Source organism: Kitasatospora sp. NPDC001603, from assembly GCF_040298365.1.
Lineage (GTDB): Bacteria > Actinomycetota > Actinomycetes > Streptomycetales > Streptomycetaceae > Kitasatospora.
On the sequence record NZ_JBEPAA010000048.1, the window covers coordinates 1 to 25,656 of the forward strand.

Annotated in this window: 19 protein-coding genes and 2 pseudogenes; 9 read left to right on the forward strand and 12 right to left on the reverse strand. The window is 71.4% G+C overall.

Going from position 1 to position 25,656, the window contains the following annotated elements; all coding sequences use genetic code 11:
* Positions 1 to 209, forward strand: a pseudogene (locus tag ABT263_RS26285) (ABC transporter); the annotation flags it as partial.
* Positions 206 to 994 (forward strand): ABC transporter permease, encoded by a 789-nt coding sequence (locus ABT263_RS26290; protein ID WP_352293918.1) that lies wholly within the window; start codon positions 206 to 208, stop codon positions 992 to 994. The pseudogene ABT263_RS26285 and the gene ABT263_RS26290, both read left to right, overlap by 4 nt.
* Positions 995 to 1,199: 205 nt before the next feature.
* On the opposite strand, the gene ABT263_RS26295 is transcribed toward ABT263_RS26290, so the two are convergent.
* Together ABT263_RS26295 and ABT263_RS26300 are read right to left on the reverse strand one after the other, a co-directional pair.
* Entirely contained in the window at positions 1,200 to 1,901 is a 702-nt protein-coding gene (locus ABT263_RS26295) for a hypothetical protein (protein ID WP_352293920.1), read from the reverse strand.
* Entirely contained in the window at positions 1,898 to 2,455 is a 558-nt protein-coding gene (locus tag ABT263_RS26300) for a sigma factor-like helix-turn-helix DNA-binding protein (protein WP_352293922.1), read from the reverse strand. The genes ABT263_RS26295 and ABT263_RS26300 overlap by 4 nt, the downstream gene beginning before the upstream one ends.
* 413 nt (positions 2,456 to 2,868) lie before the next feature.
* On the opposite strand from ABT263_RS26300, the gene ABT263_RS26305 reads away from it, so the two are divergent.
* Both ABT263_RS26305 and ABT263_RS26310 read left to right on the forward strand, forming a co-directional pair.
* Positions 2,869 to 3,696, forward strand: a complete 828-nt coding sequence (locus tag ABT263_RS26305) for an SAM-dependent methyltransferase (protein ID WP_352293924.1) — start codon at positions 2,869 to 2,871, stop codon at positions 3,694 to 3,696.
* Positions 3,697 to 3,885: 189 nt separating this feature from the next.
* The gene (locus ABT263_RS26310; RefSeq protein WP_502885866.1) at positions 3,886 to 5,349 is read left to right on the forward strand and encodes a S8 family peptidase; all 1,464 of its coding nucleotides are present in this window, start codon (positions 3,886 to 3,888) and stop codon (positions 5,347 to 5,349) included.
* Between the two features lie 85 nt (positions 5,350 to 5,434).
* Here ABT263_RS26310 and ABT263_RS26315 read toward each other — a convergent pair whose 3' ends face one another.
* Positions 5,435 to 6,277, reverse strand: coding sequence for an MBL fold metallo-hydrolase (locus ABT263_RS26315; RefSeq protein WP_352293926.1), 843 nt, complete (start codon positions 6,275 to 6,277; stop codon positions 5,435 to 5,437).
* A gap of 20 nt (positions 6,278 to 6,297) precedes the next feature.
* On the reverse strand, positions 6,298 to 9,162 hold the full coding sequence (locus tag ABT263_RS26320; protein WP_352293928.1) for an AfsR/SARP family transcriptional regulator: 2,865 nt from the start codon (positions 9,160 to 9,162) through the stop codon (positions 6,298 to 6,300).
* Positions 9,163 to 10,105: 943 nt separating this feature from the next.
* Between ABT263_RS26320 and ABT263_RS26325 the strand changes: the two are divergent.
* From ABT263_RS26325 to ABT263_RS26340, 4 genes and pseudogenes are all read left to right on the forward strand, one after another.
* Positions 10,106 to 11,320, forward strand: a pseudogene (locus tag ABT263_RS26325) (GH1 family beta-glucosidase); the annotation flags it as partial.
* Positions 11,321 to 11,385: 65 nt separating this feature from the next.
* The gene (locus ABT263_RS26330; protein ID WP_352293930.1) at positions 11,386 to 12,969 is read left to right on the forward strand and encodes a recombinase family protein; all 1,584 of its coding nucleotides are present in this window, start codon (positions 11,386 to 11,388) and stop codon (positions 12,967 to 12,969) included.
* 468 nt (positions 12,970 to 13,437) lie between these two features.
* Entirely contained in the window at positions 13,438 to 13,809 is a 372-nt protein-coding gene (locus tag ABT263_RS38960; RefSeq protein WP_502885867.1) for a recombination directionality factor, read from the forward strand.
* Between the two features lie 477 nt (positions 13,810 to 14,286).
* Positions 14,287 to 17,106, forward strand: coding sequence for an ATP-binding protein (locus ABT263_RS26340; RefSeq protein ID WP_352293932.1), 2,820 nt, complete (start codon positions 14,287 to 14,289; stop codon positions 17,104 to 17,106).
* Between the two features lie 123 nt (positions 17,107 to 17,229).
* Here ABT263_RS26340 and ABT263_RS26345 read toward each other — a convergent pair whose 3' ends face one another.
* From ABT263_RS26345 to ABT263_RS26365, 5 genes are all read right to left on the reverse strand, one after another.
* Entirely contained in the window at positions 17,230 to 17,712 is a 483-nt protein-coding gene (locus ABT263_RS26345; RefSeq protein ID WP_352293934.1) for an ATP-binding protein, read from the reverse strand.
* Between the two features lie 407 nt (positions 17,713 to 18,119).
* The gene (locus ABT263_RS38965; protein WP_502885868.1) at positions 18,120 to 18,455 is read right to left on the reverse strand and encodes a hypothetical protein; all 336 of its coding nucleotides are present in this window, start codon (positions 18,453 to 18,455) and stop codon (positions 18,120 to 18,122) included.
* A gap of 22 nt (positions 18,456 to 18,477) precedes the next feature.
* Positions 18,478 to 19,137 (reverse strand): hypothetical protein, encoded by a 660-nt coding sequence (locus ABT263_RS26355; protein WP_352293999.1) that lies wholly within the window; start codon positions 19,135 to 19,137, stop codon positions 18,478 to 18,480.
* 41 nt (positions 19,138 to 19,178) lie between these two features.
* Positions 19,179 to 19,487: a DUF6112 family protein gene (locus tag ABT263_RS26360; RefSeq protein ID WP_352293935.1), complete on the reverse strand. Its 309-nt coding sequence runs from the start codon at positions 19,485 to 19,487 to the stop codon at positions 19,179 to 19,181.
* A 77-nt stretch (positions 19,488 to 19,564) separates the two neighbouring features.
* Positions 19,565 to 20,722, reverse strand: a complete 1,158-nt coding sequence (locus tag ABT263_RS26365) for a C40 family peptidase (protein WP_352293937.1) — start codon at positions 20,720 to 20,722, stop codon at positions 19,565 to 19,567.
* Between the two features lie 555 nt (positions 20,723 to 21,277).
* Here ABT263_RS26365 and ABT263_RS26370 point away from each other — a divergent pair.
* A complete protein-coding gene (locus tag ABT263_RS26370; protein WP_352293939.1) occupies positions 21,278 to 22,024 on the forward strand; it encodes a DNA-methyltransferase in 747 nt (248 codons plus the stop codon).
* Positions 22,025 to 22,114: 90 nt separating this feature from the next.
* Here the strand turns inward: ABT263_RS26370 and ABT263_RS26375 are convergent, their stop codons facing one another.
* From ABT263_RS26375 to ABT263_RS26385, 3 genes are all read right to left on the reverse strand, one after another.
* Positions 22,115 to 23,050, reverse strand: a complete 936-nt coding sequence (locus ABT263_RS26375) for a hypothetical protein (protein WP_352293941.1) — start codon at positions 23,048 to 23,050, stop codon at positions 22,115 to 22,117.
* 373 nt (positions 23,051 to 23,423) lie between these two features.
* Positions 23,424 to 24,341 carry a carbohydrate ABC transporter permease gene (locus tag ABT263_RS26380; RefSeq protein WP_352293943.1) on the reverse strand — a complete coding sequence of 306 codons (918 nt, stop codon included), beginning with the start codon at positions 24,339 to 24,341 and terminating at the stop codon, positions 23,424 to 23,426.
* Complete coding sequence (locus ABT263_RS26385; protein ID WP_352293945.1) at positions 24,338 to 25,654, reverse strand: carbohydrate ABC transporter permease; 1,317 nt, start codon at positions 25,652 to 25,654, stop codon at positions 24,338 to 24,340. Before ABT263_RS26385 ends, ABT263_RS26380 begins: the two co-directional genes overlap by 4 nt.
* Positions 25,655 to 25,656: the final 2 nt, after the last annotated feature.

A 25,656-nucleotide genomic window follows, 5' to 3' on the forward strand; every position in this document is an offset into this window, starting at 1 on the left:
TCGCCCTGCACGACGTCACCCGCGACGACGAGGCCCTGGCCCTGCAGATCCCCAGCGACGGCAGCCAGCGCGACCTGCGCGCCGTCCTCGACCGACTGGACGCCACCGGCATCGAGGCCGACGAACTCACCGTCCACACCCCCGACCTCGACGACGTGTTCTTCGCCCTGACCGGCGGCACCGACCAGTCCAAGGAGACCGTCCGATGAGCTCCCTCTCCCTCGCCGTGCGCGACTCCTCCACGATGCTGCGCCGCAATCTCCTGCACGCCCGGCGCTACCCGTCACTCACCCTGAACCTGCTGCTCACCCCGATCGTCCTGCTGCTGCTCTTCGTCTACGTGTTCGGGGACGTGATGAGCGCGGGGATGGGCGGCGGCGCCGACCGCTCCGCGTACATCGCCTACGTCGTGCCGGGCATCCTGCTGATGACCATCGGTGGCACGGTGGTCGGGACGGCGGTGTCCGTCTCCAACGACATGACCGAGGGCATCATCGCCCGCTTCCGCACCATGGCGATCCACCGCGGGTCGATCCTCGTCGGACACGTCATCGGCAGCGTCCTGCAGTCGGTCGCCAGCGTCCTCCTCGTGGGCGCCGTCGCCGTGGCCATCGGCTTCCGCTCCACGGACGCCACCGCCCTGGAGTGGCTGGCCGCCTTCGGTCTGCTCGCGCTCGTCGCCCTGGCGCTCACCTGGATCGCGGTGGGGATGGGCATGGTCAGCCCGAACGCCGAGGCGGCGAGCAACAACGCGCTGCCGCTGATCGTCCTGCCGCTGATCTCCAGCGCCTTCGTCCCGGTCGACGCGATGCCGGGCTGGTTCCAGCCGCTCGCCCAGTACCAGCCGTTCACGCCGGCCATCGAGACCCTGCGCGGCCTGCTGCTCGGCCATGGGATCGGGCACAACGGGTGGCTCGCCGTCGCCTGGTGCGTGGCGCTCACCGTCCTCGGCTACCTCTGGTCGAAGTCGGTCTTCAACCGTGATCCGAGGTAGCGCCGGGCGGCCGGGGTGGGGTGGGGTGGGGTGGGGTACGCGGACACCGCGCCGGCGCACCCCGCCCCGGCGGCGGTGGCCCGTGGCCCGGGGCGGCGGCCGGCGGGGCGCCCCCTCGGCCGCGCCGCCCGGGCCGCACCCGGCTGACGCGTCGTCCGGGCCGCTTCGCCGGGTTGCGTCGTCCGGGCTGCGGCACCGGGTCGCGTCATCGGGCTGCGGCGAGGTCCTCGACCAGGCTGGCGGACGGCTGGGGGATCTCGCCGAAGTCCTCGTCCTCGCCGTCCACGACGAGTTGGTTGAGGACGGCCTGCAGCCGGGGCGGGAGGCGGGGGGCGAGACCGTCGTGGCAGCGGGCGAGGATGTCGTGCCGCACCTGCTCGGGGAGCAGCGTGGTGGCGGGGCGGTGGGGTCCGGCGCGGTGCCGCGAGTTCTCGGCCAGGTTCTCCGCCTGGGCGCGCCAGTAGGCGGCGTCCCGCGTCTCGCCCGCCTGCTGGTGGTGCAGGTGGAGGAGGTACGCGGCGGTGGTGCTGCCGGAGCCGGCCGCGAACTGCCACCAGAACTGCGCGGCGTCCACCCGGCCGGTGAGGGCCAGCAGACAGGCGAGGACGAGCGCGCCCTCCGGGTGGATCCGGGACTCGTTGACCAGTTGTTTCAGGGACGCGCCGGCCTGCGGTGCGTTGAGGACCAGGGCGATGGCGAGGGAGAGTTCGTGGGCGGCCTGCTCGTGGGCGGAGGGGAAGGGTGCCGGTGCGACGGTGATCCGCGGCGGCTGCACGGGCGGTGCGGCCGCGGTGCCGGTGAAGACCTCCGTCCGGCCCCCCGCTTCCGTGTCGGTCGGCCAGCCGTTGCAGGCCGGGCCGCCGTCGAGCCAGGAGGTGAGGCCGGGGTGGTCGAGGTTGCGGTTCACCGGGACTCCCTGTCCGAGAGGTCGGGCCGGCCGATGGCCTTGGCTATCCGCCGGCGGGCGTGGCGGCGGTTGGACCGCAGGGTGGCGGTCGGCGTGCCGAGGTAGGCGGCGGCCTCGTCGTCGTCCAGGTCGAGGCAGTAGGTGAGGACCATGATGTCGCGTTGGCGCTCGGGTAGGGCGAGGATCGCGGTGAGCAGGCCGATCTGCTCGGGCAGGGTCTCCAGGCTGAGCCGGGCCTGTCGGCAGAAGTGTCCGATCACGGCGTCCATCGCGGCGATCTGCACCGCGGTGGGCTGGCTCTGGGCGTCCAGCCAAGCGCCGAGGTGCTCCTTGAGCAGGCGCCAGGCGTAGGCGGCGGGGATCTCCTGGCGCAGGGCGAGGGACCAGTTGCGACGCAGGTGGGCCTTCATCTCGGCGACGATCAGTTCGGCGGCGCCGTGGTCGGCGCCGACCTGGGTGCGGGCGAAGCCCGACCAGGCCCGCTCGTGGGTGGCGCAGAACGCCTCGAAGGTGAGCCGCAAGCGGGGACCGTCCGGTGCGCTGCTGTCGTTCATGGCTTGCCCTCCCCTGCGCCCGCCCGTCGGGGGCGGCGCCTGCCGGTCGATCGTCATGTCGGTCCTCCTCGTGTCTGCGGTGCGGGGCCACCGAGCCTGAGCGAGGGAACGGTTGAGGCCCCCGTGGAACATGCAAGCGCAGCAGGGGCGGCTGTGTGCAAAGAGAGAATCAAGAATACTGACTGAAAGTAATATGATGAATACGCAGACGATACTGATGGATCGTCACATGCCGGTGGCATAGGTTGGACCGGTTCAGTGAGGCGCCGGTCGCAGCGGCCGCCGCGCCGGTTGACCGGCATCGGTCGTGGGCAGATGTCTCCACTGAGAGGTGCGCCCTGGCGCGCCTGAGCGCGCGCCGCATGGCGCATGGGGGTGGCGCGGCCCACGGGCCGACAAGGCGGGGGAGACAGATGGCGGGGAGCAGGGGAAGTCACGACGGCGTCGAGGTCGATCTGCAGTTGCACCGGGCGCACTCGGCCCGGATGTACGACTACTACCTCGGCGGGACGACCAACTTCGCGGCCGACCGCGAGGCCGCGGGGCAGGCCCTGGCCGTCTTTCCGTGGGCGCCCGTCGCGGCCCGGGCGAACCGGGCGTTCATGCACCGGTCCATCCGCTTCCTGGCCGGCACGGGGATCGACCAGTTCCTGGACATCGGTACCGGCATCCCGACCAGCCCCAACCTCCACGAGGTCGCCCAGCAGGTCAACCCGCAGGCCCGGGTGCTCTACACGGACAACGACCCGATCGTCTTCGCCCACGCCCAGGCCCTCCTGCGTTCCAACCCGGCGGGCCGCACGGTCTACCTCCAGGCCGACGTCCACAAGCCCGAGGCCATCCTGGAGTCCGCGGAGCTGCGGGAGGCCCTGGACCTGGCGCGGCCGGTGGCCCTCAGCCTCGTGGCGCTCCTGCACTTCATCCCGGACGACCGGCAGGCGCACGCCGTGGTGGACCGGCTCAAGAGCGCGCTCGCCCCCGGCAGCGCCCTCGTGATCAGCCACGGCACGGCGGACTTCGCGCCCGCCGCCGCCGAGCGCGTCAGCCAGGTGTACGCCGCCGCCGGCACCCCGGTGCGGATGCGCGGCCGCGAGGAGGTCCGGAGCTTCCTCGACGGCTGGGAACTCCACGACCCCGGCGTGGTGGCCACTCACAGCTGGCGGCCCGATCCGGACGGCTCCGGCCCGGAGATCACCGAGGCCGAGGCCTCCGCCTACGCCGCCGTGGCCGTCAAGCCCTGACCGGCGCGCGGCCGCCCGGGGGAGGGGCCGGCGGTGGGAGGGGGCCGGCCGCGGGGCCGGAGACCGGTGCCGTTCCGACGGGTGACAGGGGTGTGTCGTGAGCGGTCCCCGGTTCAAGGGATCATTGCCCTGGCACGTTGCGTCGAGACCTCGTGCGAACGCCTTGCAGACGGGCTGATCGGAGAACACATGTCACCCCTGGTACGTCGGCGGACCGGTCGTCGGGTCCTCGCTGTCGCCGCCCTGACCGCGGTGGCGGTCGGCGTCCCCGCGGTGCTCACGGCCATCCCCGCCTCCACGCCGGAGGCGGCCCCGCCCGGCTGGTCCGCCGGGATCCGCTCGTACCTGGTGATCAGCGCACCCGCCGACGTCCACTCCGCCAAGGCCGCCGTGGTGGCGAAGGGGGGCACGGTCTTCGCCTCCTACGACGCGATCGGCGTGGTCGTCGCGCACTCGACCGCCGGCGACTTCGCCACCACGCTGCGGGGCGTGCCCGGGATCCAGCAGGTGGGCGCCACCCGCACCGCCGACGTGCCGGCCGACGCCTACGCCCCGGCGGTGCCGGCCGCCCCCGACGAGTCGGACGAGGCCCCCGACGAGACCGTCGGCTGGAACATGAGCCAGATCAGGGCCGACCAGGCCTGGGACGTGACCACCGGCTCCCGCACCGTCAAGGTCGGCGTGCTGGACACCGGTGTGGACGACCTGCACCAGGACCTCGCGCCCAACTTCGACGCCGCCGACTCCGTCTCCTGCGCCTACGGCAGGACCGACACCCGGGCCGGATCCTGGCGCGCCATCGGCTCCCACGGCACCCACGTCGCGGGGATCATAGCCGCGGCCAGGAACGGCGTGGGCGTCGTCGGTGTCGCCCCGGGCGTGGAGATCGCCTCGGTCCGGACCGCGGAGCCGGGCAGCCTCACCTACGCCGAGAACGCCGTGTGCGGGCTCGTCTGGGCCGGTGACCACGGTTTCCGGGTGACCAACAGCAGCAACGAGACCGACCCGTGGCTGTTCAACTGCCCGGACAACCCGGACCAGGCCGCCATCATCGAGGGCGTCAGGCGCGCCCAGGAGTACGCCGAGAGCCGGGGATCGCTCCAGGTCGCCGCCGCCGGCAACGCCAACCAGGACTTCGCCGGAACGCCGAGGGACACGTCCAGCCCCAGCGACTCCGAGCCCTTCGAACGGACCGTCACCAAGGCCTGCCTCGACGTCCCCGCCGAGCTCCCGGGCGTGGTGGCCGTCGCCTCCACGGCCGTCGGCGGCGGCTGGGCGTCCTACTCCAACTACGGCGAGGGCGTCATCGCCCTCGCGGCGCCGGGCGGCGACGGTGACGCGGACGTGTACTCGACCGTGCCCGGCGGGGGCTACGGCATGATGAGCGGCACCTCGATGGCCTCCCCGCACGTCACCGGTGTCGCCGCGCTGATCGCGAGCACCGACCCGTCGCTCACCCCGGCCGGGATCCGCGAACGCCTCGCCGCCCAGGCCGACCCGCAGCCGTGCCCCGCCTCGGACACCCGCTGCGTCGGCACCGAGGGCGACAACGGCTTCTTCGGCAAGGGCGAGGTCGACGCGCTGAAGGCGGTCGGCGGCGCCGTCGCCGCCACGCGGCGGCCGGTGGCCGTTGCCGGCGGCTCCCCGGAGTAGCGACCCGGCGGTCCGGGGCCGTCGTCGGGGCGCCGTGCCCCGCCGGGCCCCGACGCACCCGCCGGTGCCCGGACGCACCCGCCGGTCAGGGCCGTCCCGGGTGCGGTGCCGGGGGGCGGGGGAAGTCGGCCGGGTCGTGGGCGCAGATCAGTCGGACCTCGTCGTGGTGCGCGCGGCGCAGTTCGCGCAGGCGTTCCCGGTTCTGCAGGCGTGCGCCGTTGTCGAACGCCATCATGCGCTGGAAGGCCGTCAGCCCGGGCGGGCGGCGGGGTGCGGCGGGGTCGACGTCCGTCTGCGAGAAGTAGGCGTCGCCGCAGTGCAGCAGCCAGCGGCCGGCCTCCCGGACGGCGACGCCGCAGTGGCCGCGGGTGTGCCCCGGCAGGGGGACGAGCAGCAGGTCGGGGGCCCCGCGCCAGGGCGCCGGGATCGCGCGGAAGCCGTACCAGCTCTCGGTGGCGGCGTCCGGTCGGTGCTCCACCCAGCGCGGACCGTGGGCCCACTGGACCGGGCGGTAGCGGTCGCGTTCCCCGCGGGTCGCCAGGGCCTCGACGGCCCGGAGCTCGTCGGCCAGGACGTGGACCCGGGCGTGCGGGAAGTCGCCGATCCCGCCGGCGTGGTCGGGGTCGAGGTGGGTCAGGACGATGTCACGGACGTCGCGCGGGTCGTGGCCGAGCGCGCGGATCCGGTGCACCGCGGTGGCGGCCGGCCGGAGCCGGGGCCGGACCGTCCGCAGGAAGGACCGCCCGAGCCGCCGCGGGTCCGCGACGTCAGCGGTCCCGAACCCGGTGTCGACCAGGACCAGTCCGTCCGCGCCCTCCACCAGCAGGCAGTGGGCCGTCAGCCGGCCGATCAGCGGTCCGCCGCTGCCCAGGAGCAGCCGGCCCCCGACGGGGCACATGGTGGCGCAGTTCAGGTGATGGATGGTCATCTCGTCTCCGGTGTCCCGTGCTAAGCGAGTCGCAGGCCGTGGCGGGCCCGGGGGGTGGGCGCGATCGCGGTCGGGCCCGCCGGGGTCCGGCGGCCCGCCGGTCCGGCCAGCCGCCTGTCCAGGTCCTCGGCCAGCCGGACGTCCCCGTGCGCGGTGTACAGCTCGCCCGCCGCCCGGAGCTGGTCCCCGGCCTCCTCGGTGCGTCCCGTCCCCGCCAGGAAGTCGGCGAAGTGACGCCGCGCCAGGGCGTGCAGCCGGACGTTGCCGCTCGACCCGCACAGGTGCAGCGCCTCCCGCCAGACCCGTTCGGCCGCCTCCGGTTCGCCCAGCGCCTGCCGGGCGAGGGCCTCGCTGACCATCGCCCACAGGTGGGCGTTGGCGGTCGGACGGTCGGACAGCAGCGCGCGCGTCTCGCGGGCGTGCTCCAGCGCGGCCACCGGCTCGCCCAGCACCACCTTGATCGCCGCCGCGTTGCTGAGCACGGTGGCGGCGTGCTCGCGCAGTCCGCTCGCCCGGATGAGGGCGAGGGCGGCCCGCGCGATCCGGTCGGCCTCGGCCGGGTCGCCGGACAGGGCGGCCATCGAGGACCGTACGGAGAGGGCGTGGATGTGCAGTTCGCCGTCGTCCGGGGTGGTCCGGCCGACGGCCCGCCCGGCGAGCGGCAGCGCCTCGGCGACGCGTCCGCTGGAGCCGAGGGCGCAGGCCGTCGCCGCCTCCATGGCGGCCAGCCCCTCCCGGCCGCCGTCCAGCCGGGCGGCCCGCAGCCCGACCCGCAGGCAGTCGAGCCGGTCGGCGACCCGCCCGGCGCCGTAGTAGAGGATCGAGGCCGACCGGGCCAGGCGCCACGCGCGTTCGTACTCGCCGCGATCGGTCGCGGCCGTCACCAGCGCGCGGAGCACCGGCTCCTCGGCGTGGCACCAGGCGAGCGTGGACCGGACGTCGCCGAGCCGTGGCAGCGCGCGCGGCCCGGGCCCGGCCGGCCGGAACGGCTCGTGGTACGGGTTGATCCGCCGGACCGCCAGGCCGGTCGCGACGAGCTCGTAGTCGACCAGGCGCCGGAACGCCGCCCGTTGCCGCTCGGGGGCGAAGCGGGCGAACAGCTCCGAACCGTAGAGCCGGACCAGGTCGTGCCGGCCGAAGCGACCGGGCGTCTGCTCCGCCAGCAGGTGGTGCGCGGTGAGCGGGCCGAGCGCGTGCCGGGCGCCCTCGGCGTCGGTGTCCAGCAGCGCGGCGGCCGCGTACGGGTCGGTGGTGCTGCCCGGGTGCACGGTCAGCAGCGCGAGCAGGCTCCGCGCGCCGCCCGGGAGATGGTGGTGCGTCAGGGTGAGCGCCGCCCGGACGCTGACCGCCCCGCCCTGGGTGCCGAGCGCGGCCAGCCGGGTGCCCTCGTCGCTCAGCTCGTCCACCAGGTCGGCGATCCGCCAGCCCGGGCGGGCGGCGAGCCGGGCGGCCACGATCCGCAGCGCCAGCGGGAGCCGGTCGCAGAGAGCGATCAGCCGCCCGGCCGGCTCCGGCTCCGCCGCCACGCGCTCGGCGGTGAGCAGGCGCTCCAGCAGGCGGTGCGCGTCGGCGGACGGCAGGGCGGCGAGCTGGAGCAGCGCGGCGCCGTCGGTGACGACCAGGTCCTCCAGGCTGTTCCGGCTGGTGATCACGGCGGCGCAGCCGGGCCCGGACGGCAGCAGGTCGGCCACCTCGGCGGCGCACCGCGCGTTGTCCAGCACGACGAGCAGCCGGCGCCCCTGGGTGCGGTCGCGGAACAGTGCCGCGCGCGCGGCCCGGTCCTCCGGGATCGCCTGCTCGGGGAGGCCGAGCGCGCGGAGGAAGCGGCCCAGGGCCTGGGCCGGGTCGCCCGGACCGGCGGGGTCGAAGCCGCGCAGGTCCGCGAAGAGGACGCCGTCCGGGAAGCCCGCCGCGACGCGGTGGGCCCAGTGGAGCACCGTCGCGGTCTTGCCCACCCCGGCGGGGCCGGTCACCACGGCCAGGCCGTCCCCGGTCCGGTCGGGCCCGCACTGCCGGTCGAGCCAGGGGTGCTCCGACGAGCGCCCGACGAAGCCCCGGGGCGGCCCGGGCAGGTCCCCGACGGTCACCGGCGGCTCGACGGCGGCCGTGCCGGAGGGGGTGTCGGGGGCCTGACAGGAAGGGGCGTCCCGGCCGGGGCGGTCGGTGGCCGGCAGCTCGGCCAGGGCCTCCTGCAGCGCGGGCCCCGGTGCGACGCCCAGTTCCTCGTCCAGCCGGACACGGGCCCGGTGGTAGACGCGCAGGGCGTCCGCACCGCGACCGCTCTGGTGCAGACAGCGCATCAGCAGGGCCGCGGTGGGCTCCCGCAGTCCGTCCGCGCGGACGCTCTGCTCCAGGACGGGGACGGCCGCGTGGCCGAGGCCGAGCCGCAGCTGGCGCCGCGCCCACGCGGTCAGGGCCTCGGTCCGGTCCTCGTCGAGCCGGCCGGCCAGATCGGTGCAGAGCGGGGTGGCCGGAAGACCGGCCAGGGCGGCGCCGCGCCAGAGCCCGAGCGCCCGCTGGAGCAGCCCGGCGGCGGTGGCGTCGTCGGTTGTCTCGGCGGCCCGCGCGGCCAGTGCCCCGGCGGCGAGCGCGTCGACCGCCCCGGTGTCGCCGTCGAGCCGGTAGCCGGGCGCGCGGGTGGTGAGCGTGAACCCCGAGCCGGCCAGCACCTTGCGCAACGCCGCGACGTGCCCCTGCAACGCCGCCTTCGCCTGGACCGGCGGCTCGTCGCCCCACAGCAGCTCGAAGAACCGCTCGACCGCCACCGTCCGGCCCAGCTCCAGCGCGAGCAGGGCGAGCACCGCCCGCCGCTTGGCACCGCCGACCGCGGCGGCCTCGCCGTCCGCGCGCCACAGCTCGACCGGTCCGAGCAGCCGTATCCCCATCGTCCCCGTCCCGTCTGTGCCGTGCCCTGCCGTGCTGTGCCTGTTCCGTGCAGGGGTGGCATCCTACCGACGGGTAGCATCCCGGTGGCACCCGTCGTCCGACGGGGGAGGGGCGGCGGGCGACCTCCTGGCGCCCGCCGCGGATGCCGGGCCGGGTGCCGTCCCGGATCCCGCGCCTGGCGTCGCGTCAGAGACCGCCGAGCCCCCGGGGGCCTTGACGGGCTCGGCGGCGCGGACCTTAGGGCCAGGAGACGGCCCCGGAGAGGCGGCCGAGCCTGCCGGTGAAGCCGCCCCGACGGACGGCGGCGGCGAGCAACTCGGCTTCGTGCGCGGAGAGATCGTCGTGGGTGCGGGGGATCCACGGCTCGTGGTCGGCGTAGCGGGCCTCCCCTGCGGCCCGCCCCGCGTCCGTCCGGCTGCAGTGCCAGTAGTGGCCGCTCGCCGGCGGGCGGCGGCCTTCCAGCCGACCGTGAGGAGGACGGCCGGGGCCGCGAACGGGACCAGGAACGCGCGGCCTCCCTCGGCGGCGGCCAGGCCGACGGCGGTCAGGCCGACGGCGGTCACTCCCATCGCGACGGACGCCACCTGGACCCCGCACCAGCCACGCGTGGCTCCGCTGCGCCGCCCGGGACCGGCCGGATGCCGCACCAGCCCCTGGTCGCCGAGCCGGTCACCGAGCGCGAGGACGGCCCGGCTCCGCTGGAACCGGTCCGTCCGGCGACGGGCCCGGTGGCTCGGCGAAAGCCCGATCACCTTGATCACGTCGGCTTCGACCGCGTCGCGCGGCACGGGACCGATGACGGTGAGCGCCTCGTCCCGCGCCCTCAGCCGCCCGCCCAGCACCATGGAACGTCGGCCGCCGGATGTCCTGGCCGTCCACCTCTGGTGCTTCGGCGTCCGGGCAGTAACATGAGCCCTCCTCGCGTTTCTGTAGGAGGCTGTCATGCAGGATCGACCTGAACTGCCGTCCGGGTTCCGCTGGGGCGTCTCCACCGCCGCCTACCAGATCGAGGGGGCCGTCGAGGAGGACGGGCGCGGCCCCTCCGTCTGGGACGTCTTCGCCGCCCGCCCCGGCACCGTCCGCGACGGCCACACCGGAGCGGTCGCCTGCGACCACTACCACCGCTATCCCGAGGACATCGCGTTGATGCGGGGCCTCGGGCTGGACGGCTACCGCTTCTCGATCGCCTGGCCCCGCGTGCGGCCCACCGGCGCCGGCCCGGTCAATCCCGCCGGGCTCGACTTCTACGACCGGCTGGTGGACGCCCTGGTGGACGCCGGGATCACCCCGCTGCCCACGCTCTTCCACTGGGACCTCCCGCAGGCCCTGGAGGACGCCGGCGGCTGGCTGAACCGCGACACCGCGTACCGGTTCGCCGAGTACGCGGCGGTGGCCGCGGACCGGCTCGGCGACCGGGTACCCGCCTGGATCACCCTCAACGAGCCCTTCGTGCACATGGTCTACGGCTACGCGTTGGGCATCCACGCCCCCGGCCGCGCCCTGATGCTGGACGCCCTCCCGGCCGCCCACCACCAGCTGCTCGGCCACGGCCTGGCCGCCGCCGCCCTGCGCGAGCGCGGCCTGGAGGTGATGATCGCCAACAACCTCACCCCGGTCTGGCCCGCCTCCTCCTCGGAAACCGACCTGGTCGCCGCGCAGGCCTACGACGCCCTGCACAACCGCCTGTTCACCGACCCGCTCCTGCTCGGCCGCTACCCCGACCTCGCCGCCTACGGCGTCGGCCCCGACCTCGGCGGCAGCGTCCGGGACGGCGACCTGAAGCTGATCGCCGGGACGCCCCTCGACGCCCTCGGCGTCAACTACTACAACCCCACCCGCATCGCCGCCCCCACCGACCCCGGCCTCCCCTTCACCGAAGCCCCCATCGACGGCGTCCCCCGCACCGCCTTCGACTGGCCCGTCGTCCCCGACGGCCTCCGCGAACTCCTCGTCGGCCTCCGCCAGCGCTACGGCGCCGCCCTCCCGCCCGTCACCATCACCGAGAACGGCTGCTCGACCACCGACACCCTCGACGACCAGCCCCGCATCGACTACCTCGCCGGCCACCTCGACGCCGTGGCCGCAGCGGTCGCCGAAGGCGTGGACGTGCGCGGCTACTACACCTGGTCACTGCTCGACAACTACGAATGGGCTGAAGCCCGTCGAACGTACTGTCATTCGACGGCCGCGCCCAATCGCGGTCCTCCCGGAGGATCCGGTCCATGCCCGCGTACCACCACGAACCACCCCTCAAGAGCCCTTCGTTGGACTCGGAGGACTGGCCAGAGGTTGATCTCTACCTTCGTAAGTCCAAGGTCGTCCGGGAGGGCGACAAGCGGGACATCACGTCGATCCGCGCCCAGGAGTCCGAGGGTCGCGAATGGGCGTTGCGGAACCACTACCGCGTCCGGAAGGTCTGGGTCGACAACCTGTCCGCCTGGTCGGAGATCGCCCGCCCGGGATTCGACAACGCGCTTGCCGCGGTGCTGGACGACCAGGTGCCCGCCCTGTGGTGCTTCGCACTCGACCGCTATACGCGCAAGGGCATCGACGACATCGGACCGGTGCTGGGAAAGGCCCGGGTCATCTTCCACTGGGAGAGGCTGGACAGCTCCGATCCCAACGACCGCCGCTGGATCATCGATCGGGCCGAGCAGGCCCGCGAGTACTCGGAGCGCCTCAGCTACAACATCAGGGTCACCAAGAAGAACCAGCTGAAGAACGGCCAGTGGTCGAGCCGGCCGCCGTACGGGACCGAGGCGACCAAGGACCGCAGGCTGACGAACGGGACCGACTGGCCCGTCGTCCTGCACATCTTCCGAAGCCTGGCCGACGGCATCAGCGCGCGACTGCTCTGCAAGGCGCTGAACTCCGGACCGAGGCCCATTGCATCGCCCAAGGGTGGTGAATGGGCCGTATCGACGATCTCCTACATGATCCACAACCCTGTTTACGAGGGTTGGCAGACGGTGAAGCACCCGAACGACCCTCGAACCCCCATCCCGTACCGGGATCAGAACGGGGAGCGGGTACGAGTCTGGGCCGACAGCGCTGAGCCCATCCCGAGCGAACTCGCCCAGCGGGCACGACGGATGCTCACCGCAGGCAACTTCCCGAACCGGGAGGCCGTGGACAACCGCAAGCGCCACTTGCTGACCGACACCACACGGTGCGCCGGCTGTCGTGGGGCCGCCTCGGCCGACGGGCGGAACCACCTCTGCAACCGCCAGAAGGCCGGGCAGATCTGCCCGGAGCCGGTCTCCGCCAGTCGCAAGCTCCTCGAGGAATGGGTGGTGGAGGCCTGGTTCTCCAGGTTGAACGGCGCCGACATCGACGACCCGCTGCTCGTTATCGCAGCCGAGCGGTGGACCGGTTATCAGCAGCCCGAGAACGCCGCGAAGCTCGCCGACGCGGTCGCCGGCCTCGCGGCGGCGGAGGGCGCCGTCCGCCGCCTGGCCAGGCAGCAGGCCGACGGGTTCTTCGACCCGCCCTTCGACGCTCACCTTCCCAAGCTGCAGGCCGAGGCCAGGGCAGCACTGCTCACGGCGAAGGAGAAGGTAGCCGCGGCCACACCGAAGCAGCTCGACGTCACCTGGCTGCTCGAAGACGCGAGCATCCGCAAGGCCTGGGCGGCCGCCGGCAGCGAGCTGCAGAGGGAGCTGATCAGGCTCCTGGTGCGGCGTGTCGTCGTGTCGAAGGGCCACCGAGGAGTTCCGTTCAACGGAGCCTCGCGGGTCGAGATCCACTGGCTGGACGAGCCGGATCCGTGGGACGCCCAAGAAGGCCTGGCCGGAGCGCGGGGCTGAGGAGCCAGCTGCTGACGGGGCCGGGCAGCGCGGGTGGTGTCCCGGCGCCGGGCCGTTGCCCTCGGTGGCGGGCCGGTCCGATCTATCAGCCAGGTCCGGCCACGCCAAGCTGCCGCTTCTCCGGATCATTCGTGAGCCCTGCTCGACGGATTGTCGGAGGTTCCATTGGCCCCCTCTGCTTGCCCTGGTCCCGCTCGTTTCCCGCGCAAAACCCGCACTCCTCACAGCCGTCATGCCAGCCCTGTGGCGGGACGGTTCCACTTGGGTGGACCTTCGGCTGACCCGAGCACCGTGGACGAGGGCTGGCGCGTTTCAATGCCATCGAGGTCGACGGCAACGACCTTGGCGCGATTGCTCGGCGCAGGGGCGGGGACGGACCTGTCCCGAGCTTCAGAGGCCTATGAACTGGTGACTCGGCGAGACCGGTTCGCGATTGAACTCGACGGACCAGAGTCCCTCTGCTTCAGGATGATCGCGCGGGGACGCCAGGTGAGGCACGTCTGTGACGGAACCCGCCTCCTGGAGCCGGCAAGTGTCGTAGGAACGCCGTGCGGCTGCCCGCCCACCTGGAACCAACGCCGTGAAGCGTCCAGGGCTGGGTGCGGTCCGAAGCCGCAGATCACGGTGAGCTTCCGTATCGCCGAGGCGCCGGACGCAGGCCGCTTCGACTTGCAGTCGTCTTCTTGGGAGTTGATAGAGGAGGTCGAGGCGGTTGCCGCGGCGCTGAGCGCGAGCGACTGGCCAGCGGCGGCCTTGTTGGGTATGAGTCGATCGGTGGTGACTACAGCGGAGGGCGTGGAAGTCGCCAGCCGACGTCCGACGCTGAACCTTGTTTCGTGATCTGGCGACTGCAGCGTGAGCAGGACTGCGTTTAGTTCACGGCACGCTGTGGTCTGGGGTCACGGGAGGCCTGCTGGCAGTTGGACCCCGCCGCTGTGCTGCCGACCCTGGCCACGCGCTGAGATGGTTTTGGTGGTGACGCCACCATCAGGCACGCGCCCGCCGTTGTCACTACATGCGGGGTGGCCACCCGATGGTGGGACGATCCGCGAAAGACCGCCCAACCCCCAGCTCCGCAAGGCTGCACTCCCCACTCCCGGGCCCCTGACCAGCGGAAATGGAGAAGTGCTGCTGGAGTAGTAGTGCTTTGTTAGGTGGCTTGTCGAATCGACATCGGCACCGCCAGCCTGCCTGAACGGTCGCTGGTCAGTGCAGGGGTCGGTACCTTGGAAGGCAGGACCGGCTTCTGGCTGCTCGGCTAATGGGATGTGAAACATGGAGGCGCCAGGGTTCGCGGCGGGCAGGGCGACCCGTCACATGAGCCTCGACTTCGCCGGACGGGTGGAAGAGCTGCGCGCCACGGTCGACGCACTCGAGCAGGCGCCGTCCGTGGTGTTGATCGAGGGCGAGGCGGGGGTGGGCAAGTCACGCCTGCTCGACGAGGCGGCCAAGCGCGTCGTCGCCACGGGAGTCGAAATCCTTCGTGGCTGGTGTCACCCGCTGCGGGAACCGCTGCCGTTCGGCCCCGTCATCGATGCCCTGCGCCAGGCCCATCCTCCGCCGGACCGCCGGGCAGCCCTCAGCCCGGCCACCTCCATGGTCACCGCACACGTACCCGAACTCGCCGAATGGCTGCCCGGCCCCGATCATCTGCCGGCCGGCCCGTCTGGCCCGCAGCTGGCGCGCGCGATCCACGAGGTACTCGCAGCCCTCGGGCCCGTGCTGCTGGCGATCGAGGACGTTCACTGGGCCGACGAGGCCACCCGGGAACTGCTCCTGCTCCTGGCCCGGAACACCCCCGCCCAGCTGCGGCTGCTGCTCACCTACCGCCGCCACGACCTGCCCGAGCACGGCAACGTTCTCGGTTCCCCCTACCGTCGACCGACCGGCACCATCGGCCTGGACCTGCGCCTTGGTCCGTTGGACCAGGCCCAGGTCACGCAACTCGCCGCACAGGTCATCGGCCCGGCGCAGGCCTCGGTGCTGGGCCCACAGCTCTTCGAACGTAGCGCTGGACTTCCACTCGCGATAGAAGAGGATCTGTGGGCCATCGCCGACCGCCTAGACCACGCCGACGGTTCATTGCCAGCCACCGTGCTTGAGCACACCGGCGTGCCGCGGGCGTTGCAGGAGGCGATCGGCAGCCGCGTTGCCACGCTGCCGCGGTCGGCCGTGGCAGTGGTCCAGGCCGCTGCCATACTCGCGGTGCCCGCCGGGCAGGGTCTGCTGACGCGACTGGCCGGGCTGGAGGAGGACCAGGCCGAGGAGGCGCTGGAAGCGGCGCTGGTGGCCGGGGTGGTGGTGGAGGTCGGCCCAGACCGGTACGCCTTCCACCACACGCTGGCACGCCAGGCCGTTTACGAACGGATCTTGGGGCCGCGCCGCACACGTCTGCACCGACAGGCGATCGAGGCCCTGGACAGCGAGAGCCGGCCGCCGCTGGTCCAGCTGGCCCACCACGCCCGTCAGCTCGGCGACCCGGCCCTGTGGGTCCCGCGTACAGTGGCCGCCGCCCGTTACGCCATCGAGGTCGGCGACGACGGCATCACCGCAGAACAGCTGAACCAGCTCTTCGCCGAGCCCACCCTGTCCACCGCCACCCGTACCTGGGCCGCCATCGAGCTCAGCCGCATCGCCGTTCGCAACACCAATCCCGAGGCAACCGTCGCCACACTGCGCCAAATCATCGCCGACGCCAATCTACCGAAGGCGGTCCGCGGGGAAGTCCGCCTCAATCTCGGACGGACACTACTGAACCATCTCGACCCGCAAGGCGCAGTCCAACTGGAGCTGGCAGTCAGTGAACTGGAGGTCGAGCAGCCCGAACAGGCCGCAATCGCTCTGGCCAGCCTGAAGATGGGGCAATGGCCCAGCGACACCAGGGAGCGGTATCTCGCGGGCATGCAGCGCGCCACCGAGATCGTCCAGCGGGGCACCGACCCGGTAGCCCGTGCCACCGTACTCGCCAGCCAGGTCTCGCTGATGCACCTCGTGGGCGACCCCGCAGGCGACGACTTGCTGGACCAACTGCCGCGCGAGAGCGCCAACCTCGACATTCTGCGCCAACGCTGCCGTGCGCTGTACAACAGTGCGGACAATTTCTACCTGCGCGGCCTCGACGAAAGGGCATCGACATCGCTGGACGAGGCCGAGGAACTGGCCGAACTCACCGACTACCAGATGATCGCTCATGAATGCGTCAAATGCCGGCTGTACCTCGACTTCGCTCGCGGCCACTGGAATGGGCTGGCGGACAAGGCCGACGCCATCATCGAACGCAGCACCGAGCCGGTTTACGACGTGGAGTTGGTACACCTGCTGGCACTGCTCGACACGGCCCGCGGCCGATGGTCCAACGCCCGCAGCGCCCTGGCGTTCTGTCTCGCCAGGGATATGCCGGTCGGCTATCTCGCCAGCAGCGCTGCGCTCGGCCGCCTCGACCTGCTCGAAGGCCGTCCGGACGACGCGTGGCTGAGCATCCGGGAGGCTCTGCAAATGCTGCGGCACCGGGACATCTGGGTCTGCGGAGTCGGTCTGCTCCCAGTGGCCGTCGAAGCCGGCCTCGCCGCCGGTCATCGCGCCCAGGCCGAGGAACTGACCGACCAGGCCGAGGCCGGAACAGCCGATCTCGATGCTCCGGCTGCACAGGCGGAGGTCCTGGTGTGCCGCGGCCTGCTGGACGCCGACAGCGCCCCTGGCACAGCCATGGACCTGATCGAACAGGCGCAACGCCTGCTCGCGGCCATCCCCCGACCGTACCTGGCCGCGCAGGTCACCGAGCACGCTGGCCGGATCCTCCTTGCCACCAGCCCGGTGGTGGCCGGCGCGCATCTGCAAAGGGCCATGGATGCCTTTACCGGCCTAGGCGCCACCGCCGACGTGTCCCGCTGCCAACGCACCCTGCGCAACGTCGGTCAGGACCGCCCCGTGCCCCGCGGCCGTCACAGCTACGGCACCGACTTGTCTCCCCGCGAACAGCAGGTCGCCGACCTTTTGGGCACCGGTGCTACCAACAAGGACATCGCCCGAGCCCTCGCCCTGTCCGTTCGTACCGCCGAACACCACGTCGCCAGCGTCTTGAGGAAGCTCGACACCACCCGTGACGCCATGACCACGCGGCCCGCAGGATCTGGCTAGGGGCGACGATCAGCTGCCGGCCGCGGCGATGGCACGTGCCACTGCCCGCCGGGCGGCCCGGTTCAGGCGTTCACCGGCCAGCAGGCCGAACAGCGGCGGCCCGCGACCTGTCAGCCCTCGAACTCACCTGCGTCCCACGCCGCGACGCGATTTCGGCTCGGCACACGGTTCGGTGCTCAGGTCCGCCCAATACGTCACGCCGCCAGTGCGGGCGCGGCTGCCGTGGTCGGTGGCGAGTAGGCCGATGATGCCGTTACCGCGTCCATGCTCTCCAACTGCGCAACTGGCGGTCCAGGCGCCCTCGCGGGTGGCCGGGCCGCCGTCGTCTACCTCGACGCGCACGTATCCCCGGCCGGTGTGGGCCTCCAGGCGGAGGGCGATCGGTGGCTGCGCGTGTTCGACAGCGTTTGTGACCAGTTCTGAGACGACGAGCACGATCTGATCGGCGGCACTACCGGTGACCTGCCAGTCGGCGAGGGCGGTGCGGGCCGCTCGCCGGGAGATACCGGCAGATTCGGGCCGGTGGGCGAGCTGCCAGGTCCGGCTTCGCCTGGCCGAGTCGGCAGGCCTCACGGGCCGATCTTCTTTCGCAGTCACAGTCGCCATCGGTCTCACCTTCGCAGCATCCCTGAATTCATGTACCCGCCCTTATCGGACATTTCCGGCACATCTCCAGGAGAAAACGAAACCCCGACCCGATCCAAGGCCTAGGCGCGGCTATATCGATAACGATTCTGGTAGATCATTGCGCAATTCTAGGGGGCGGCATCAAATGGCATTGATGATTCCGTCGACGTCATTGGGTAGCCGCCCGGCGGTCACTGGGTAGTCCGCAGGGTCGACCGGTGTGGGTAGAGCGCCCCGACCAGGTGAATGGGCAGCAAGCCCCGCATGATTCTGGGCCGACTGGTGCGGCCGATACGGCACTACGCGGGCCGATTATCGTGGTCGCAGTAATGCCCACTCTCACCCAGTCGAGGCGGACCAGCACGTTCGGGACAGTGAGCGGTGAGCTAGGGGCTGGCCATCCCGAGGAGGCCTGATTGCCAGGGATGCGACGGTGGCGGTGCCGAGGAGAAGACGTAGAAGCGATTGTCGCACCTGGTCGCCACCACGCGGAACCGCTCCAGCTTGTTGATCGCCCGCCTAACGGTGTAGCGCTTCGTGTCGGTGGTCTGGTCGACCGCCCGCGCTGCGAGGTCCGTGGCACTGGACGCCAACTCGCCCATGCTCTTGGCGATCCACGCACCAATGCCGTCAGTGATGGACTTGCCGGGGTTGGAGACGAAGCTCACCGCGTCCACCACGGTGCAGACCTGGCTCATCAGGGGTATGTCGCAGACACCCACGAAGGGCACCTCCTTCGTGAGGTCAGGGCGCGACGGACGGCATCACGCCGACCAGAGCGCAGGGACGGTCGGGTCGGCACTGGACGGCGAGGGTGGCCGAGCGGTCCTCGGCGCCGCCCTCGGGCGAGCCGGTCCAGGAGATCGACTGCTTGCCGGAAACGGTGACGGCGTAGACGTACGCCCGGGTGATCGCCCCCGGATCGGCCTTCAGGGCCCGGGTGAACGACTCCGGGAAGTGCGCCTCGGCCGCGGCCGCGGTGGCGAACTGGCCGGAGTCGGCCATCCGCCCCCACAGCAGCGGCGAGGGCACCTGGCGCTCGACCGAGTCGGCGTCGACGTACTGCCCCTCGGTCGTCAGCCACCGGTGAAGAGCGGCCACCAGCTCGGGCTGCGAGTAGGCCCGAGTGTCGTACGACCACAGGGCCGCTGCCGCAGCCTTCCCGAACGCGATCGGATCGCGGGTGGACGGCGGCGCCGGCAGCGCCGCCGCCCTCCCGCCCGGCGTGGCCGACGCCTGTGTGGAAGCGCGTGCCGATGATGAACTCGGCGCCCCGGAGGGGTGGTTGTTCGCCGCCCGGCTGTCGCGGGTGAGGTAGGAGAACAGGCCGGCCAGGGCCACGAGCGACACCAGGACCACGGAGCCGAGCAGCGCCCGGCGGCGCACGAGGGCGCCGCCGGACATGCCGCTGCGGGAAACAGAGGTGAGGGAACGTTTCTGTATGGTCACTTGACCTGGCTGCCCAGGGCACTGAAGAAGGCGACCACGCCGTTTGCTGCACCGAGCAGCAGCGCGGCGCCCGCGCTGACGAGCACGCCCTTCTTGCCGTTGGCCTCGGCCTGGTGGCCGCCCGAGTGGTGGCCCCAGGCCCACACACCCGCGCTGACCGCGAGTGCGCCGACGACCGCGATGATCCCGAACAGATTGAGGCTGCCCATGACCTGCTTGAGCACGCCGAGGCCGGGCAGGCCGCCCTCGTTGGGGGTGATCCCCGGGTCGTAGGCGAGCTGGGTGACCACGTCGGCAAGGAACATAGCGAACTCCATGGAGAACCCGGGCACGCAAGGGTGCACCGAAGAGAAGGGGGAGAAGAGGGAGTGGGAATGGCCGGTCAGAGGACTCGGCGGGCAGCGAGGATCTCCGGCTGCCAGGACGCGAGGGTCGATACCTTGACCACGTCACCGGTCTTGGGGGCATGAAGGACGAGCCCGCCACCGATGAACATCCCGACGTGCTCGGGCCGCAGGGCGGTGCCCCGGGTGAACAGCAGGTCGCCGGGCTTCAGTGTGCCGGCGGAGACGGCGGTACCCTCGCCTACCTGCGTGTAGGTCGTCCGGGTCAGAGTGACCCCGGCGGCCTTGTAGGCCATCTGCATCAGCGAGGAGCAGTCACAGCGGCCCATCGGATCTGCACCGTGCGAGTCCTGACAGGTACCGCCCCACTGGTACGCCGTGCCGAGTTGTCCGAGCGCCCAGCGGATCGCGGTCTGCACCTGGACCGGCGTGTCGGCCGGAACCGAATACCCCGCCGGCAGAGAGCCGGCCGGGATGCTCCCGAAGTCGGTGCCGTCACCACCCGCCGTCGAACAACCACCACCACCGGCAGACGGGGTGGCGGTGCCCGGCGCGGTCGGTGCCGGAGCCGGTGACACGGTCGAGCCAGTGCTGGGATTGGTCAGCAATGGCGCGATGGCCTGCTGGAGCGCCGTCGCCAGCGGCTCCCACTTGGCGTAGGCGTCCGGGAAGCCACTTCGCTGTACCGCTTGCGCGGCCTGGGTGATCGTCATCGACTCCCAGCCGTTGAGCTGCTTGAGTCCCTCGTAGAACTTCGTCGCGGCGTACACCGGTTGCATGATCTGCTCGGCCGAGCCCCAGCCCTGCGACGACCGCTGCTGGAACAACCCCAGTGAGTCACGGTCTCCGTAATTGATGTTGCGAAGACCGCTCTCCTGGAGTGCGGTCGCCAGAGCGACGACCTGCCCGCGGACAGGGACGTGCAACGCGACACCCGTGGCCTGGATGACCTTGGCATTGGGGATCTGCTCGTCCGGCTTCTCCAGTCCGGCGACGCCCGGAGCACTGAGCGGGCTGGACCCGTTCGGGATCGCCTTGACCTGTGCGGCGACGGCGGCGGTATCCACAGTCTGGGCCTCGTTGCCGGGAACGCAGGTGGCGGAGGCGCTTCCGGCCGTGGCGACCACGAGCGGCAGGGCCAGGAGCAGGGGACCGGTGGCGACGAGGCCGATGAGGGCACCTGCGGACTTCCTCATCGTCGTCGCCGCTCGCTGCGGCGGTGAGCCGGGCCGCCCAGGGGGTGGATCAAGGCATGGCTGTGCCAGGGCATGCTGCATCGCAGCGGCTCCTCGGGAGTTCGTAGGAGACGCGGTGCCGGCCTCTCGTGCGAAGAAGTCGCCGGCACCGCACCGGTGGTGAATCCGCCACTCAGGGCGGGCCCGGGTCAGGGGAGTCGGTGGTCCCCGGCCGCGGGTCTCGGGTCACGCGCGGCAGCCGGCCGCGCTCGTAATCTCAGCCGGAACAGAAAGGTCTCCCTGGGCGGTGGAATGCGGCGTGGGATCCGTCCGCTGTCCGATCGGGGGAAGTGGAGCGGATCAACACGAGCCACTGCGGGCAGAGTTGGCATCTTGCCCGGTTGACATGGCGAGACAGTAGACGCGAATTCCGGCCGCACCAAACACCCGCACGCCACGACGGACGGTCCGGGCACCGTCGTTAGGTGCGGCTGCGAATCGCGGCTACCGTCCCGGGCGTCCCGCTTCCGGCAGCCGCAGTCGGAAGCACCTCCGCCCCTGCTCCGAGAAGGCCCCATGACCTACACGCTCCACCGAGGCGCCGCCCTCACCGTCCTCAGGTCCCTGCCCGACGACAGCGTGAACGCGGTCATCACTGACCCCCCGTACAACTCGGGCGGCAGGACGTCCTCCGAGCGCACAAGCCGCGACGCCCGCGCCAAGTACGTGACGTCCAACTCCGCCCACGACCTGAAGACCTTCCCTGGCGAGAACCGAGACCAGCGCTCCTACCGTTCGTGGCTTACCGAACTGCTCACCGAGGCGTACCGCGCCTCCACAGAGCATGCGGTCGCGATGGTCTTCTCCGACTGGCGCCAGGAGCCGACCACGTGCGATGCCCTCCAGATGGCCGGCTGGACCTGGCAGGGCACCCTCCCCTGGATCAAGCCCGCCAGCCGGCCCCGCAAGGGAGGCTTCAAGCAGTCCGCCGAGTTCATCACCTGGGGCGTCAAGGGCACCCTCGACAACAGTCGCGCGATCTACCTGCCCGGCCACTTCATCGCCAGCCAGCCCCGCAAGGACCGGGTCCACATCACCCAGAAGCCGCTGGCGATCATGCAGCAGCTCGTACAGATCTGCCCCGAGAACGGAGTGGTGCTCGACCCCTTCGTCGGCAGTGGCTCGACCGGCGTCGCGGCCCTCCGCGAGGGCCGTCGTTTCCTGGGAATCGAGCTCTCCCCGCACTACGCGGAAGTTGCCGAGCAACGGCTGCGCGCAGAGCTGACCCAGGACGACTTCGTCCTCGCCGGACCGGAGGCGTGATTGTGAGAACCACGGACAGGAGGTTCCGACGGGGGAGTAGACACGGACGGGCGGCTGGAGTATCTAGCTCCAGCCGCCCGCACGCCTTCATCAGGCCGCCTGGACCGCCCGTCGGATCAGCGGGACCGCCCTCTTCAGGTCGGCTGTCGAGGAGATCCGTACCTCCAGATCCCCGGTGCCCAGGTGCCCGATTCCGCGCATGTCGCGTGTGAAGCTCTCCGAGAGTTCGACCGTGTCCGGGTCTAGCCGCAGGTACAGCAGGATCGCCCGGTGCGAGGCGGACGGCCGGAAGATCACGCTTGCCACGTTTCGCAAGCGACGGTAGGCGATGTAGTGGCGCAGGGGGACGATCTCCACCCCGCCCGCTCCGGTGAGCACTGCGTCAAGCTCGCCGTACAGGGCCCGGAGGCACGCGGGTGCCTCACCGGCGATCGGCAGCTCCGCCACTCGGGCGGCAGCCGGCGGCGTCGCGGACGTGTTCGCTCTGCGCGCCACCGCAGTGCTGACCGCGGCGGACACCGGCTCGACGAGCTGGAGGCACAGCAGCCCGCCGTCGAAGATCCGGTAACGGACCAGTTCGATCGGCCAGTGCCGCCCAAGGTCGCCGACCGCGACCCGGTCGTGGTGCGAATACCCGGCTGCAATGCACAGAGCTCGGGGCATACGCCAGTCGACCGAATCGGCTGCCTTCTCGCCTAACTTCTGCCGGACGAGGGCCTCGAACTCGGGCCGGCAGGACTTCAACCAGATGAGGTAGGACAGGGCCTGTGAGACGACCCCGCTGTCGTTGCCCTTCTTGAACTCGACGACGACCGGCACGCCGTTCTCGTCCAGGCCGAGCGAGTCCACCCGCCCTCGGTGCCACGGACCGGTCGAGTACTCCGACGCCAGAAACCGGATGCCGAGCATGCGCTCCATCCCGGCCTCCACCCGCCGCTGGAGCTGCACCTCCAGCGTCACCTGCGTGCCGCGCAGCTCCTCGTCCTGGCCGTCCGCCCCGAGCCGAAACACCTTGAGATCGCTCACGCAGCCCCCTTCGCACGATTGTTCGAGGAGATCAAGCAAAAGCAGTGTCCGCGCATTCCGCTTGAGGGCTGCAAGTCGAGCAAGAAGGCTCGACTCGTGAGAGAGGAAAGCCGATACGCACAATGAAGAGTCTCTTGGGCACCGCGAAGATGGCCTTCAGTGCCTTACTCATCCGGGCTTCGTCCATCGACGGGTCGGGGCAGAGTGCGACGGCCGAGGGCGGGAGCGGACTCCTGCCCTCGGCCGCGCCGTGGGTTTCAGGCGAACGAGCGAGCTCGGTCTGATGGACACCGCGCCGCAGAGCGCCAAAGGATGCTGCAGCCGGTCAGGGAGCCGGTGTTCGGCCGGCACGGGCAGGCTTGCGGGGCTTCGCCTACTTGACGGAGCCCGCCATCGCACCCTGGACGAAGTACCGCTGGAAGGAGAAGAAGACGATCACTGGTACCAGCAGTGACAGGAAGGCGCCTGAGGCCAGCACGTCGAGGTTGGAGCCGAACTGACGCATCTGGGACTGCAGTAGGACGGTCAGCGGCTGTGAGTCGTTACCGGCGAACACCAGGGCGACGAGCATGTCGTTCCAGACCCAGAGGAACTGGAAGATGGCCAGTGAGGCGAGGGCTGGCGCGGCCAGGGGCAGGGCGAGTCGGCGAAATGCCGTCCATTCGCTGCAGCCGTCGATTCGAGCGGCTTCAAGGATCTCCTGAGGGATCTCCAGGAACTGGTTGCGGAGCAGGAAGACGGCGAACGGCAGCCCGTAGGCAACATGGAAGAGAACGACGCCGGGGACAGTGCCGAACAGGCCGATCGCTCCGAGGAGTTTGGCCACGGGGATGAGGCCGATCTGGACCGGCACCACCAACAGGCCGACCACGGTGAGGAAGAGCCAGTCCCGACCGGGGAAGTCCAGCCAGGCGAAGGCGTATCCGGCTAGCGCGGCGAGGGCGACGGTCAGCAGGGTGGCCGGCACCGAGATGAGGACGGTGTTCCAGAACGCCCCGATGACCTCGCTTCCACCGGAGAGCAGGGCGGTGTAGTTGTCGAGGGTGAGCCTGGCGGGTGAGTTGAGCACGGTCCACCAGCCGGAGGCACTGCTGTCCTCCTTGGGGCGCAGAGATGTGACCAGTAGGCCGAATGTGGGCGTGAGCCAGAGTGCGGCGCACAGGAGCAGTACTGCCTGGACCAGGCCGCCGCGGGTGAAGCGCGCGAGTCTGGCAGCCGGGCTTGGACGGCGTGTCGGTGTTGCGACGACGGGGTGGTGGGAGGCTGTACTGCGGGGGAGCGGCTTGGTCATCGCGGGCTCCTGCGGAAACGGCGGATGTTGACGACCATGGCGGGGACGACGAGGAGGAGCAGGAGGACGCCGAGGGCGCTGCCGAGTCCTTGGTCGTTGCCGCCGCCGAAGGAGACCAGCCACAGCCGCAAGGCAAGTACGGCGGAGTCCTGTTGAACGGGCCCGGGGGCGATGATGAAGACCAGGTCGAAGATCTTCATCACGTTGATCACCATGGTCACGAGGACCACACCGAGGACGGGAGCGAGCTGCGGCACGGTGATTCGGCGGAAGATCTGCCATTCGCCGGCGCCGTCCATCCGGGCGGCTTCCAGGGTTTCGCGGGGTAGGTTCGCCAGGCCGCCCGCAATGATGACCATGGCGAAGCCGGCCCAGATCCAGATGTAGGCGGCGATGATGGCCGGGGTGACCAGGGCGGGGCCGAGCCAGGCGATGCCGCGGTACGGGGCGGCGAAGTTCTCCGCGGGCAACGAGACGGTACCAGCGGTGTGCCCGGTGAACCGGAAGCTACCGTCCGGGGCAGTGGTCGTGGTTGCCACTGTCTTGGCTCCGTCGCGGAGTTCGACCCGCATGCCGGGCATTCCGCGTTCTCCGGGATCGACTGCGCCGGGTGTGCCGCCTCCACCCGGGAGGAGGTCCAGATAGACCACCCCGTGGACGTCGTGTTCGGCGTCGCTGGTGCCGGTCAGGTTGGTGGCGGCGGGTTGCGCGGCGGCGGGCAGCGAAGTGGGTTTCAGCCCGACCAGGGGGAGGTTGACAACGGCTGCAGCGGGCGTGTCAGCGGCGCGGATCGAGCCGTCGGCTTGGGCGGTGGCGGACCCTCCGGGGCGTGCCCGGGCGCCGGGGTACGTGGTGTCGGGTTCGAAGGTGTCGTGCACGGCGACGGCGGCGGCGTTGAGGACGCCGCGCTGCGGGTCCTGTTCGTACACCAGACGGAAGGTGATGCCGGCGGCGAGGAATGAGATCGCCATCGGCATGAACACCAACAGCTTGAAAGCGGTGCCCCAACGGACCTTCTCCGCGAGGACGGCGAAGACCAGGCCGATCGCGGTGACCAGGGCGGGCGCGACCACGACCCAGATGGCGCTGTTGCGCAGCGCGGTGAGATTGGCGTCGTCGGTGAAGGCCGTTTGGTAGTTGCGAAGCCCGACGAAGCCGGTGCCGGAGGCGTCGAAGAGACTGCGGACCACGGACCAGCCGATGGGGTACAGCACGAACGCGCCGAGCAGGGCGAGGGCGGGGAGCAGGAAGGCGAAGGCCAGGCTTCGGCGCCGCAGGGCGGCCCCGACGCCGGCGGGACGGGTGCGAGCCATGG